This window comes from Mycobacterium sp. SMC-2 (assembly GCF_025263485.1).
Classification (GTDB): domain Bacteria; phylum Actinomycetota; class Actinomycetes; order Mycobacteriales; family Mycobacteriaceae; genus Mycobacterium.
This window is the reverse complement of sequence record NZ_CP079863.1, coordinates 736,148-749,265: the sequence shown is the minus strand read 5'-3', so window position 1 is coordinate 749,265 and position 13,118 is coordinate 736,148. Positions and strand designations below refer to the sequence as shown.

The window sequence follows — 13,118 nt, the reverse complement described above, 5'->3', positions numbered from 1 at the left end:
GGCTGTAACTCTCTAGTCGTGGAGGACGACGACCCGTCGCGCAGGCTCCACGCCCTCGCTTTCGCTGTGCACGCCCGGCACCGCCGCGACGGCATCGTGGACGATCTTGCGCTCGAACGGCGTCATCGGCGCCAACTCCTCGCGCTCCCCGGACTCCAGCACCCGCCGCGCGACCTTGTCGCCCAACGCCGCCAACTCCTCTCGGCGGCGGCGGCGCCAACTGGCGATGTCGAGCATCAACCGGCTGCGAACCCCCGTCTTCTGATGGACGGCCAGTCGGGTCAGTTCCTGCAGCGCGTCGAGCACCTCACCGCCGCGGCCGACCAACTTGTTCAAGTCGTCGCTGCCGTCGATGCTCACCACCGCGCGGTTGCCCTCGACGTCCAGGTCGATATCGCCGTCGAAGTCCAACAAGTCGAGCAACTCTTCCAGGTAGTCGCCGGCTATCTCCCCCTCGGCGACCAACCGCTCCTCCAGGTCGTCGAGTTCGTCCGCACCCTCCTCGGGTGTCTGCCGTGTGTCGAGTTCGGTGTCGACGTCGGTTTCGGTGGTGGTGTCTGCGTCAGTCATGTCGTTCTCCCTCATCCGCGGGTTCGTGCCAGTCGGGGTTGCCCTTCCCAGGGTGGGCCCGCCTGGCTCTGTCTCCCTGGTCAGCGTTTGCGTTTCTTGGGTCGCGCGCCCGGCCGTGGAGTGCGGCCGGCCGCGCCACCGTCTTGTCCGCTTGGATTCGGCTTGTCGGCCTGGGGCTTCGCCGCCGTCTCCTCCCCGTCGGAGGCACCGGCTTCGGCCTCTCCCTCCCCGGGGGTCGCCGACCCGTTACCGACCGGCTGTCCTGCCTTGGGGTTCCGCTTGGGCTTGGCTCCCGGTGCCGGTGCGTTCGCCGCTCGACGCTGTAGCGCTTCTTGCTTCTTGGCCTCGTCCTCTTTTTCGATCATGCCGAACACGTAGTGCTGCTGACCGAACGTCCAGATGTTGTTCGCGAACCAGTACAGGATGATCGCCAGCGGCAGGAACGGGCCGCCGACCACCACGCCGAGCGGAAACACATACAGCGCAAGCTTGTTCATCATCGCGGTCTGCGGATTGGCCGCGGCTTCCGGGCTCTGTCGCGCCACCGATGCCCGGCTGTTGAAGTAGGTCGCTATGCCGGCCAGGATCATGACCGGCGCGCCCACCGCGATGACCGCCGGCCGGCTGAAGTAGGTGAACGCGTCCAACCCGGTCCGCTGTGTCATGAATGCGCCGATGGGTGCCCCGAATAGATTGGCGTCCAAGAAGTGCGCGACGTCCGCGGGCGTGAAGACGTAGTTTCCGGTCATCCGGTTCTGGGCCACCGACAGGTGCGGTTGGCCGAAGCCCCCGGTGGTTCGGTTGAACGACCGCAGCACGTGATACAGGCCGATGAACACCGGGATCTGGGCGAGCATCGGCAAACATCCGAGGATCGGGTTGAACCCGTGCTCGCGTTGCAACTTCTGCATCTCGAGCGCCATCCGCTGCCGGTCCTTGCCGTACTTTTTTTGCAGAGCTTTGATTTGCGGCTGCAGCTCCTGCATCTGGCGGGTGGTGCGGATCTGCCGCACGAACGGCTTGTACAACAACGCGCGCAAGGTGAACACCAGGAACATCACCGACAGGGCCCACGCGAAGAAGTTCGACGGGCCCAGCATCGCGGCGAACAGCTTGTACCAAACCCACATGATCCACGACACCGGGTAGTAGACGAAGTCGAGGCTAAAGAAATCAAACAAGGGTTCCACTCTCCCCTCGCGCCGCCGGGCATGCCCGCGCGTCGCTGGCGTCTTCGAAGGTTTGACATCCCGGGCGATCCGGTATCGGATCCCATCCGCCCCGGTGCCATGGTCCACATTTGGCGAGCCTGACCGCAGCCAACCAACTCCCCCGTATCAACCCGTACTCGGTCAACGCATCGACCGCGTACTGGCTGCACGTCGGAACGAAGCGACACGTCGCCGGGCGCAATGGCGACACCATGTGCCGGTACAGCTGGATGACGGAAATCAGCACCCGCACGGCAGCGGTGCCCGCGGCCTTGATGACGGCGCGCGCCGGCGTCGGCGCTGTCACCGTTTTCTTCCCGCCGCCTCGAGCGCCCGTCGCAAACCGCGGTGCAGCTCCTGCCCCAACCGCGCCGACGATGCGGTCCGGCTACCGGGCAACGCCCGGATGACCATCTGATCGGAATCCTGGAGTTCGCCCAAAACGGATCGCGCCAAATGCCGCAGGCGCCGCGCGACCCGGTGGCGTTCTACCGCCGATCCCACGGATTTGCCGACGATCAATCCGACGCGGGGAGCCGTGCCCTCGGCTGAATCGTCCCCGCGCCGGAGATGGACGACGACGTCGGGCTGGGCCGCGCGAATGCCGTGCTTCACCGCCGCATCGAACTCTGTTGACCGCTTCATGCGGTTGCGTGCGGGAAGCACCGCCGAAAAACCCGACGTTGCGATCAGGCAGATAGCGCGCGGCGCCCCTTACGGCGCCGGCTCGACACAATCGAGCGTCCGGCGCGGGTGCGCATGCGCAACCGAAAGCCATGCACGCGGGCTCGGCGCCGGTTGTTCGGCTGGAAGGTCCGCTTGCCCTTGGCCACGACGTTCTCCTCGTTGTGTCTCGCATTTCCATCCGGCCGGCCAGACGTCTCGCTCGGGTTCGTCTGCGGGTCGGTCGGAGGTAATCTTGCTGCTGGCCGGCGCGGTCCCCAGGCAGACCTGGGTCGCAGCCGCATCGCCGACTTTCGGGCGACTGTTTGAGGGTACTGACCAGGGTTCGCCTGGTCAAACCTGGCCTGGCCCAACGAACCCGCTCGGCGCCGGACCACATCGCGGCCGGCGCCACACCCGGCGCCACACGGCAACGAGCCAAAGCAGGCCCAAGGAACCCTAAACAACGCGATTGGAATACAGCAGAACTGTTGGCAGCCGCACGGAAAACTGTTAGCTTCTGCCAGTGTCGTTTTAGACTGCAACGGCGCTTGAAAAACGAAGCGAGGATGGTGGGTCGACTAGCTGCCTAGACAGCCTTCCAAGGTTCTCTTCCAGCACGGAGATCGCGAGCCGGCGCCGGTAGGCTGTGGCTCGCATACGCTCATCCTGTCCACACCTGTGTATAAGTATGTGGACAGCTGCTTTGTCGCCCAGCGTGGTTGTATTTGGACCCGGGAATGCTTGAGAACCAGGGGGATGCGTCTTTGACCGATGACCCCGGTTCAGGTTTCACGACCGTCTGGAATGCGGTCGTCTCGGAGCTCAACGGGGAATCCACCCCGGACGGTGTAGCCGCCAATCGCACTGCCCTCATCACTCCCCTCACCCCGCAGCAACGGGCCTGGCTGAATCTGGTCCAGCCGCTGACCATCGTGGAGGGGTTCGCCCTGTTGTCGGTGCCCAGCAGTTTCGTCCAGAACGAGATCGAACGCCATCTCCGCGCCCCGATCACCGACGCCCTCAGCCGTCGCCTCGGCCAACAGATCCAGCTTGGCGTGCGCATCGCGCCGCCGGACGACGACGCCGACGAAACGGTAACTCCGCAGGCGGAATCGTTTCCCCAACCCGAAGCACCTTTCGCGGACGACGACACCGTCGAGATCGATGAGGCCGACGAGAACGGCGAAGTCGCCGACGGCGCGCAGCAGAGTTGGCCGGATTACTTCAGCGAACGTCCGCACTCCACCGATCCGGCCGTCGCCGGCGGGACCAGCCTGAACCGTCGCTATACCTTCGACACGTTCGTCATCGGAGCCTCCAACCGCTTTGCGCACGCGGCGGCCCTGGCCATCGCCGAAGCGCCGGCGCGCGCCTACAACCCGTTGTTCATCTGGGGCGAGTCCGGTCTGGGCAAAACCCACCTGTTGCACGCCGCCGGCAATTACGCGCAGCGATTGTTCCCGGGGATGCGGGTCAAGTACGTGTCCACCGAGGAATTCACCAACGACTTCATCAACTCGCTGCGCGACGACCGCAAGGTCGCCTTCAAGCGGAGCTACCGCGACGTCGACGTGCTGCTGGTCGACGACATTCAGTTCATCGAGGGCAAGGAAGGTATCCAAGAGGAGTTCTTCCATACCTTCAACACCCTGCACAACGCCAACAAGCAGATCGTCATCTCGTCGGATCGGCCGCCCAAGCAGCTCGCCACCCTCGAAGACCGCTTGCGGACCCGGTTCGAGTGGGGCTTGATCACCGACGTCCAGCCGCCCGAACTCGAGACACGCATCGCGATCTTGCGCAAGAAGGCGCAAATGGAGCGACTCGCGGTCCCCGACGATGTCCTCGAACTCATCGCCAGCAGCATCGAACGCAACATCCGCGAACTGGAGGGCGCCCTCATCCGGGTCACCGCGTTCGCGTCGCTGAACAAGACCCCGATCGACAAGGCCCTGGCCGAGATCGTGTTGCGCGATCTCATCGCCGATGCCAGCACGATGCAGATCAGCGCGGCGACCATCATGGCCGCCACGGCCGAATACTTCGACACCACCGTCGAGGAGCTACGCGGACCCGGTAAGACGCGCGCGCTGGCGCAGTCACGCCAGATCGCGATGTATCTCTGCCGCGAGCTGACCGACCTGTCACTGCCCAAGATCGGGCAGGCATTCGGGCGCGACCACACCACGGTCATGTACGCGCAACGCAAGATCCTGTCCGAGATGGCCGAGCGGCGTGAGGTCTTCGATCACGTCAAAGAGCTCACCACTCGCATCCGTCAACGCTCCAAGCGCTGACTCCCGCCTGCTCTGAGCGCACGGCGCCAGATCAATTTCAAAAAACTTCTCGCACGCCTGTCACACCCGCCACACCCACGCCTTGTGCGCGGCGCTGTGCACAACACCATCAAACAGCCGTGTAGTAAGCGGGCCATACGTACACAGCCGCCCATGCTCCCCAACGGCCCAACATCCGATTCACAGTTATGCACGGCGTCATCCACAGCCCCACGCCCGTCCTAGCTGCGCCGGACCGCGGCTTCCCCAGAATGCACAGCCCTTACTACTAATACTTAGATCTCTTCGTCATTTCTTCTTTGAAGTACAGCGCTGGGGACACCGAACTGAACACGCGCACGGATCCGCCGATAGCGAGCCTTGTCGGCCTTCGCGATTAGCTTTCAAGATGGCCTCGGACGATCTACGGTTGTTGTTCGACTGCCGTTGCGTTCGTCGTTGGCATTGCGTGTCAGTGGCGTTCGTAGCGGAGCCCGTGCTAGCGGGCGAGGCTAGCCACTGGACTTTCAAACGCTCGGTAGGTGAAGGGACGCTATGGACGCGGCGACGACAAGAGCTGGCCTCAGCGACTTGAAGTTTCGTTTGGTGCGGGAGTCTTTCGCCGACGCGGTGTCGTGGGTGGCGAAGAATCTGCCGACCCGGCCGGCGGTGCCTGTACTGTCCGGAGTGCTGTTATCCGGGTCCGACGAGGGCTTGACGATCTCCGGATTCGATTACGAAGTTTCCGCCGAAGCGCAGGTGGCAGCGGAAATAGCTTCTCCGGGAAGCGTTTTGGTATCCGGCAGGTTGTTGTCGGACATCACCCGGGCGCTGCCGAACAAGCCGGTCGACTTCTACGTCGACGGCAACCGGGTCGCGCTGAACTGCGGGAGCGCCAGATTCTCGCTCCCGACGATGGCGGTCGAGGATTACCCGACGTTGCCGAGCTTGCCGGAAGAGACCGGGACAATGCCCGCCGATCTTTTCGCCGAGGCCATCAGTCAGGTGGCCATCGCGGCCGGCCGGGACGACACGTTGCCAATGTTGACCGGGATCCGGGTCGAGATCTCGGGCAACACGGTGGTTTTGGCCGCGACCGACCGGTTCCGTCTGGCGGTGCGCGAGCTGACCTGGTCGGCGTCGTCGTCCGATATCGAGGCGGCCGTGCTAGTGCCGGCGAAGACGTTGGCGGAGGCCGCCAGAGCGGGGGCCGACGGTTCTGAGGTTCGGTTGTCGTTGGGCGCCGGCAGCGGGGTCGGCAAAGACGGGCTGCTCGGTATCAGCGGGAACGGCAAGCGCAGTACCACGCGGCTGCTCGACGCCGAGTTCCCGAAGTTCCGTCAACTGTTGCCCGCCGAACACACGGCGGTGGCGACCATCAACGTGGCCGAACTGACCGAGGCGATCAAGCTGGTGGCTCTGGTGGCCGATCGCGGTGCCCAGGTGCGGATGGAATTCTCCGAGGGGTCGCTGCGGCTGTCGGCGGGGGCCGACGACGTGGGCCGGGCCGAAGAGGACCTCGCCGTCGATTTCGTTGGCGAACCGTTGACAATCGCGTTCAACCCGACGTATCTGACCGACGGGCTCGCGGCGGTCCATTCCGAGCGGGTGTCGTTCGGTTTCACGACGCCGGGTAAACCGGCGTTGCTGCGCCCGGCCTCGGGTGAGGACAATTCGCCCACCGGGAACGGTCCGTTCGCGGCGTTGCCGACGGACTACGTCTACCTGTTGATGCCAGTTCGGTTGCCCGGATAGGTGTACGTCCGGCATTTGGGACTGCGCGAGTTCCGGTCCTGGGCGCACGCCGACCTCGAATTGGAGCCGGGCCGGACGGTGTTCGTCGGTTCCAACGGCTTCGGTAAAACGAATCTCATTGAAGCCTTGTGGTTTTCGGCAACACTGGGATCGCATCGGGTAGCTACCGACACACCGTTGATCCGGGCGGGCTCCGATCGCGCGGTGGTGTCGACGATCGTGGTCAACGAGGGCAGGGAATGTGCGATCGACTTGGAGATCGCGGCGGGGCGAGCGAACAAGGCTCGGTTGAATCGGTCACCGGTGCGCAGCACGCGCGAGGTGATCGGGGTTTTGCGCGCGGTGCTTTTTGCTCCCGAGGACTTGGCGTTGGTGCGCGGCGATCCCGCGGAGCGGCGCCGGTATCTTGACGACTTGGCGACGTTGCGGCGTCCGGCACTGGCCGCGGTACGCGCGGATTACGAGAAAGTCCTGCGCCAGCGCACGGCGTTGCTGAAGTCCGCCGCCGGAATACGGCACCGGGGCGACCGCGGCGCCCTGGACACCCTCGACGTGTGGGATGGGCGGCTGGCCGAACACGGTGCGGAGTTGATGGCCGCCCGCATCGACCTGGTGAACCAGTTGGCACCGGAGGTGGAGAAGGCTTATCAACTCCTCGCGCCGTCGTCGCGGCCAGCGGCGATCGCGTACCGCAGCAGCGTGGGGGCACAGGTGGCGGCGGACGCGGGCGGCAACGACCGTGAATTTCTCGAAGCCGCGTTGTTGGCCGCCTTGTCGGAACGGCGTAACGCGGAGTTGGAACGCGGCATGTGCCTGGTCGGCCCGCATCGCGACGATCTGGAGCTGTGGCTGGGAGATCAGCCCGCCAAAGGCTTTGCCAGCCATGGGGAATCGTGGTCTTTCGCCGTGGCACTGCGACTGGCGGGGTATGAGTTGTTGCGAGCCGACGGGAGTGAACCCGTGCTGTTGCTCGATGACGTGTTCGCTGAACTCGACACGGCCCGGCGGCGGGCACTGGCGACGGTGGCGGAATCGGCGGAGCAGGTGTTGGTCACCGCCGCGGTGCTGGAAGACATTCCGGCGGGCTGGGCCGCTAGGCAGGTGCACATCGATTTGCGGGACGACGACTTCGGTAGGGCTTCGGCGGTGCGGGCATGAGTGGTAGCGACGGCCAAGATTCGGCCGCCGGCGCGCACGAGGGTCTGCTGCGGGGCATCGACCTGGTCAGGCGCACGCTCGAGGAAGCCCGCGCGGCGGCGCGGGCGCAAGGAAAGGACGCCGGGCGGGGGCGGTCGATGCCGCCGCCTACCCGACGTGTCGCGGGGCAGCGGCGGAGTTGGTCGGGGCCCGGGCCCGACGCCCGCGATCCGCAACCGCTGGGCAGGCTGGCCCGAGACTTGGCGAAGAAACGCGGGTGGTCGGCACACGTGGCCGAGGGCACGGTGCTGGGCAACTGGTCGTCGGTGGTGGGTCAGCAGATCGCCGACCACGCGACACCGACCGCGTTGAGCGAGGGGGTGCTCAGCGTGACGGCCGAATCCACCGCCTGGGCCACCCAGTTGCGGATGATCCAGTCCCAACTCTTGGCCAAGATCGCCGCGGCGGTGGGCAACGGGGTGGTGACATCGCTGAAGATCACCGGACCGGCCGCGCCGTCGTGGCGCAAGGGGCCGCGTCACATCGCGGGAAGGGGTCCGCGTGACACCTACGGCTAGGGCGTCGAGCGGCAGCGGTCATCCTCAGACACGCGTTTATTAACAGGCCGCTCAAAGCCGCCAGGACGACGTAAAGTCCCTTGACGCACGTCGGGACGTGGCGGGAATAGAGAAATCGCCTGCACGGCGCAGTTAGCTGGGTAGAAACGCGCCCAGAGAATCGGTGCGGACGGCTCATCACGGTAGACTGGCGGCATGCGGCTGACGCGGTGACTGGAACCGCCCGCATGAAACCCCAAGGAGAGCGTTCCGACCGTGGCTGCCCAGAAGAAGAAGGCGCAAAACGAATACGGTGCTTCAGCGATCACCGTGCTCGAAGGGCTGGAGGCCGTCCGCAAACGTCCCGGCATGTATATCGGGTCCACCGGTGAACGCGGTCTGCACCACCTCATCTGGGAGGTGGTCGACAACTCCGTGGACGAGGCGATGGCCGGTTACGCCACCGAGGTCGATGTGCGGCTCCTGGATGACGGCAGCGTGGAGGTGGCCGACGACGGCCGCGGCATTCCGGTGGCGATGCACGCCACCGGCGCCCCCACCGTCGACGTGGTGATGACCCAACTGCACGCCGGCGGCAAGTTCGGTGGCGAGAACAGTGGCTACACCGTCAGCGGTGGGTTGCACGGCGTCGGCGTGTCGGTCGTCAACGCGCTGTCCACCCGCCTGGAGGTCACCATCAAGCGCGACGGGCACGAGTGGTTTCAGTACTACGACCGCGCTGTGCCGGGCACCCTCAAGCAAGGCGAGGCCACCAAGAAGACCGGAACCACCATCAGGTTCTGGGCCGATCCGGAGATCTTTGAAACCACGCAGTACGACTTCGAGACCGTGGCGCGTCGTCTCCAAGAGATGGCGTTCCTGAACAAAGGCCTCACGATCAACCTCACCGACGAACGGGTCGAGCAGGACGAGGTCGTCGACGAGGTGGTCAGCGACACCGCTGAGGCGCCCAAGACCGCCGAAGAGCAGGCGGCGGAATCGACTGCGCCGCACAAGGTCAAGCACCGCACCTTCCACTACCCCGGCGGACTGGTCGACTTCGTCAAGCACATCAACCGCACCAAGAGTCCGATCCAACAGAGCGTGATCGACTTCGACGGCAAAGGCACCGGCCACGAGGTCGAAATCGCCATGCAGTGGAACGGCGGGTACTCGGAGTCGGTTCACACCTTCGCCAACACGATCAACACTCACGAGGGCGGAACCCACGAAGAAGGCTTCCGCAGCGCGCTGACATCGGTGGTCAACAAGTACGCCAAGGACAAAAAGCTGCTGAAGGAGAAGGACCCCAACCTCACCGGCGACGACATCCGGGAAGGCTTGGCCGCGGTCATTTCCGTCAAAGTCGCCGAGCCGCAGTTCGAGGGCCAGACCAAGACCAAGCTGGGCAACACAGAGGTGAAGTCGTTCGTGCAGAAGGTGTGCAACGAACAGCTGACGCACTGGTTCGAGGCGAACCCTTCGGAGGCGAAAACCGTTGTCAACAAGGCGGTCTCGTCGGCGCAGGCGCGGATCGCGGCCCGCAAGGCGCGGGAGCTGGTGCGCCGCAAGAGCGCCACCGACCTCGGCGGCCTACCCGGAAAGTTGGCCGACTGCCGCTCTACCGACCCGCGAAAGTCGGAACTCTATGTGGTGGAGGGCGATTCGGCCGGCGGCTCGGCGAAGAGCGGGCGCGATTCGATGTTCCAGGCGATCTTGCCGCTGCGCGGCAAGATCATCAACGTCGAGAAGGCCCGCATCGACCGCGTGCTGAAGAACACCGAAGTCCAGGCGATCATCACCGCGCTGGGCACCGGGATCCACGACGAGTTCGACATCACCAAGCTGCGCTACCACAAGATCGTGCTGATGGCCGACGCCGACGTGGACGGCCAGCACATCTCGACTCTGCTGCTGACGCTGTTGTTCCGCTTCATGCGGCCACTGATCGAAAACGGGCACGTGTTCCTGGCACAGCCGCCGCTGTACAAATTGAAGTGGCAGCGCGCCGATCCGGAATTCGCCTACTCCGACCGCGAACGCGACGGCCTGCTGGAGGCCGGCCTGAAGGCCGGCAAGAAGATCAACAAAGAGGACGGCATCCAGCGGTACAAGGGTCTGGGTGAAATGGACGCGAAAGAGTTGTGGGAAACCACGATGGACCCGTCGGTTCGGGTGCTGCGTCAGGTCACCCTGGACGACGCCGCGGCGGCCGACGAATTGTTCTCCATCCTGATGGGTGAAGACGTCGACGCGCGCCGCAGCTTTATCACCCGCAACGCCAAAGACGTTCGCTTCCTGGATGTCTGACGTAGTCGTCGGGCACGCCAACCCACAGAGGGGAATAGATGACTGACACCACGCTGCCGCCCGGCGACGAGGCTGGCGACCGCATCGAACCGGTTGACATTCAGCAGGAGATGCAGCGCAGCTACATCGATTACGCGATGAGTGTGATCGTGGGCCGCGCACTGCCGGAGGTCCGCGACGGACTCAAGCCGGTACACCGGCGCGTGCTCTATGCCATGTACGACTCGGGATTCCGCCCGGACCGCAGCCACGCCAAGTCGGCGCGGTCGGTCGCCGAGACGATGGGTAACTATCACCCCCACGGCGACGCGTCGATCTACGACACCTTGGTGCGCATGGCGCAGCCGTGGTCGCTGCGGTATCCGCTGGTCGACGGGCAGGGCAACTTCGGCTCCCCGGGCAACGACCCACCGGCCGCGATGCGCTACACAGAGGCCCGGCTGACACCGCTGGCAATGGAGATGCTGCGGGAAATCGACGAGGAGACAGTCGATTTCATCCCGAACTACGACGGGCGGGTGCAGGAACCGACCGTACTGCCGAGCCGGTTCCCCAACCTGCTGGCCAACGGGTCCGGCGGCATCGCGGTCGGCATGGCGACCAACATCCCGCCGCACAACTTGCGCGAGTTGGCCGAGGCGGTGTTCTGGTGCCTGGAGAACCACGAGGCCGACGAGGAGGCCACCCTGGCGGCGGTTTGCGAACGCGTCAAGGGCCCCGACTTCCCCACCGCGGGGCTGATCGTCGGGACTTCCGGCATCGCCGACGCCTACAAGACCGGCCGCGGATCGATCCGGATGCGCGGCGTGGTGGAGGTCGAAGAATCCAGGGGCAGAACGTCTTTGGTGATCACTGAGTTGCCGTATCAGGTCAACCATGACAACTTCATCACCTCGATCGCCGAGCAGGTTCGCGACGGCAGGCTGGCCGGGATCGCCAACATCGAAGACCAATCCAGCGACCGAGTTGGCCTGCGCATCGTCATCGAGCTCAAGCGCGACGCGGTGGCCAAGGTGGTGCTGAACAACCTTTACAAGCACACCCAGCTGCAGACGAGCTTCGGCGCCAACATGCTGTCCATTGTCGACGGCGTGCCGCGCACGCTGCGGCTCGACCAGATGATCCGCCACTACGTCGCGCACCAACTCGACGTCATCGTTCGCCGCACCACCTACCGGTTGCGAAAGGCCAACGAACGTGCCCACATCCTGCGCGGTCTGGTCAAGGCACTCGACGCGCTGGACGAGGTCATCGCGCTGATCCGGGCGTCGGAAACGGTCGACATCGCCCGCGCCGGGTTGATCGAACTGCTCGACATCGACGAGATCCAGGCCCAGGCGATCCTCGACATGCAGTTGCGGCGCCTGGCGGCCCTGGAGCGCCAGCGCATCATCGACGACCTAGCCAAGATCGAGGCCGAGATCGCCGACCTCGAAGACATTTTGGCCAAGCCGAAGCGGCAGCGTGGCATCGTGCGCGACGAACTCGCCGAGATCGTCGACAAGCACGGCGACGACCGTCGCACCCGGATCGTCGCGGCCGACGGCGAGGTCAGCGAAGAGGACCTGATCGCCCGCGAGGACGTCGTCGTCACCATCACCGAGACTGGCTACGCCAAACGCACCAAGACCGATCTGTACCGCAGCCAGAAGCGCGGCGGCAAGGGCGTGCAGGGAGCCGGCCTGAAGCAAGACGACATCGTGCGGCATTTCTTCGTGAGTTCGACGCACGACTGGATCCTGTTCTTCACCACGCAGGGCCGGGTCTATCGCGCCAAGGCTTACGAACTGCCCGAGGCGTCCAGGACGGCGCGTGGCCAGCACGTCGCGAACCTGCTGGCCTTCCAGCCCGAGGAGCGCATCGCCCAGGTGATCCAGATCCGCAGTTACGAGGACGCCCCGTACCTGGTGCTAGCGACCCGCAACGGCTTGGTCAAGAAGACCAAGCTGACCGACTTCGACTCGAACCGGTCGGGTGGGATCGTGGCGATCAACCTGCGCGACAACGACGAACTGGTCGGTGCGGTGCTGTGCTCGGCCACCGACGACCTGCTGCTGGTGTCGGCCAACGGCCAATCCATCCGGTTCTCGGCGACCGACGAGGCGTTGCGGCCGATGGGCCGCGCCACCTCCGGCGTGCAGGGGATGCGGTTCAACACCGACGATTACCTGTTGTCGCTCAACGTGGTTCGCGAAGGCACCTACCTGTTGGTGGCGACGTCCGGGGGTTACGCCAAGCGCACCGCGATCGAGGAGTACCCGGTGCAGGGCCGCGGCGGCAAGGGTGTGCTGACGGTGATGTACGACCGGCGGCGTGGCAAGTTGGTGGGCGCGCTGATCGTCGACGATGACAGCGAGATCTACGCCATCACGTCCGGAGGCGGGGTGATCCGCACCGCGGCGAGGCAGGTCCGCAAGGCCGGACGGCAGACGAAGGGCGTTCGCCTGATGAACTTGGGCGACGACAACACGTTGCTGGCCATCGCACGCAACGCCGAGGAAAACGCGGACGAAGCGGTCGAGGACGCCGAAGGCGCGGCGGAGTCGGACGGCTAGTCGGTAACAATCCGGGCGGCCCGACGAACGGGCGGGCAATTAGACTCGGCCCGACCAGACAATATGCGACTGCCATCGCCC

General features: G+C 65.1%; 11 protein-coding genes. 6 read left to right on the top strand and 5 right to left on the bottom strand.

Annotation, left to right across the window (positions count from 1 at the left end; translation table 11 throughout):
- Window positions 1-12: 12 nt before the first annotated feature.
- From KXD96_RS03600 to rpmH, 5 genes are all read right to left on the bottom strand, one after another.
- On the bottom strand, window positions 13-570 hold the full coding sequence (locus KXD96_RS03600) for a R3H domain-containing nucleic acid-binding protein (RefSeq protein WP_260742973.1): 558 nt from the start codon (window positions 568-570) through the stop codon (window positions 13-15).
- Between the two features lie 80 nt (window positions 571-650).
- Window positions 651-1,760, bottom strand: a complete 1,110-nt coding sequence (gene yidC, locus KXD96_RS03595) for a membrane protein insertase YidC (RefSeq protein ID WP_260742972.1) — start codon at window positions 1,758-1,760, stop codon at window positions 651-653.
- Entirely contained in the window at window positions 1,744-2,088 is a 345-nt protein-coding gene (gene yidD / locus KXD96_RS03590) for a membrane protein insertion efficiency factor YidD (RefSeq protein WP_260742971.1), read from the bottom strand. The genes yidC and yidD overlap by 17 nt, the downstream gene beginning before the upstream one ends.
- Window positions 2,085-2,447 carry a ribonuclease P protein component gene (gene rnpA / locus KXD96_RS03585; RefSeq protein WP_260742969.1) on the bottom strand — a complete coding sequence of 121 codons (363 nt, stop codon included), beginning with the start codon at window positions 2,445-2,447 and terminating at the stop codon, window positions 2,085-2,087. The genes yidD and rnpA overlap by 4 nt, the downstream gene beginning before the upstream one ends.
- A 23-nt stretch (window positions 2,448-2,470) precedes the next feature.
- Complete coding sequence (gene rpmH, locus KXD96_RS03580; protein ID WP_073880743.1) at window positions 2,471-2,614, bottom strand: 50S ribosomal protein L34; 144 nt, start codon at window positions 2,612-2,614, stop codon at window positions 2,471-2,473.
- A 597-nt stretch (window positions 2,615-3,211) separates the two neighbouring features.
- Here rpmH and dnaA point away from each other — a divergent pair.
- The 6 genes from dnaA (at window position 3,212) to gyrA (ending at window position 13,037) form a co-directional block, all read left to right on the top strand.
- A complete protein-coding gene (gene dnaA, locus KXD96_RS03575; RefSeq protein ID WP_260742964.1) occupies window positions 3,212-4,744 on the top strand; it encodes a chromosomal replication initiator protein DnaA in 1,533 nt (510 codons plus the stop codon).
- A 534-nt stretch (window positions 4,745-5,278) separates the two neighbouring features.
- Entirely contained in the window at window positions 5,279-6,478 is a 1,200-nt protein-coding gene (dnaN, locus tag KXD96_RS03570; RefSeq protein WP_260742962.1) for a DNA polymerase III subunit beta, read from the top strand.
- Window positions 6,479-7,636: a DNA replication/repair protein RecF gene (gene recF / locus KXD96_RS03565; protein ID WP_260742960.1), complete on the top strand. Its 1,158-nt coding sequence runs from the start codon at window positions 6,479-6,481 to the stop codon at window positions 7,634-7,636.
- Complete coding sequence (locus KXD96_RS03560; protein WP_260742959.1) at window positions 7,633-8,193, top strand: DUF721 family protein; 561 nt, start codon at window positions 7,633-7,635, stop codon at window positions 8,191-8,193. The genes recF and KXD96_RS03560 overlap by 4 nt, the downstream gene beginning before the upstream one ends.
- A 255-nt stretch (window positions 8,194-8,448) precedes the next feature.
- A complete protein-coding gene (gene gyrB, locus KXD96_RS03555; protein ID WP_260742956.1) occupies window positions 8,449-10,482 on the top strand; it encodes a DNA topoisomerase (ATP-hydrolyzing) subunit B in 2,034 nt (677 codons plus the stop codon).
- Window positions 10,483-10,520: 38 nt separating this feature from the next.
- Window positions 10,521-13,037 carry a DNA gyrase subunit A gene (gyrA, locus tag KXD96_RS03550; RefSeq protein ID WP_260742954.1) on the top strand — a complete coding sequence of 839 codons (2,517 nt, stop codon included), beginning with the start codon at window positions 10,521-10,523 and terminating at the stop codon, window positions 13,035-13,037.
- Window positions 13,038-13,118 lie beyond the last annotated feature (81 nt).

Excerpts from the sequence above, each read along its gene's own strand:
- KXD96_RS03600 (WP_260742973.1), bottom strand. The coding sequence starts at position 570 with ATGACTGACGCAGACACCACCACCGAAACCGACGTCGACACCGAACTC.
- dnaN (WP_260742962.1), top strand. The coding sequence starts at position 5,279 with ATGGACGCGGCGACGACAAGAGCTGGCCTCAGCGACTTGAAGTTTCGT.
- KXD96_RS03560 (WP_260742959.1), top strand. The coding sequence starts at position 7,633 with ATGAGTGGTAGCGACGGCCAAGATTCGGCCGCCGGCGCGCACGAGGGT.
- gyrA (WP_260742954.1), top strand. The coding sequence starts at position 10,521 with ATGACTGACACCACGCTGCCGCCCGGCGACGAGGCTGGCGACCGCATC.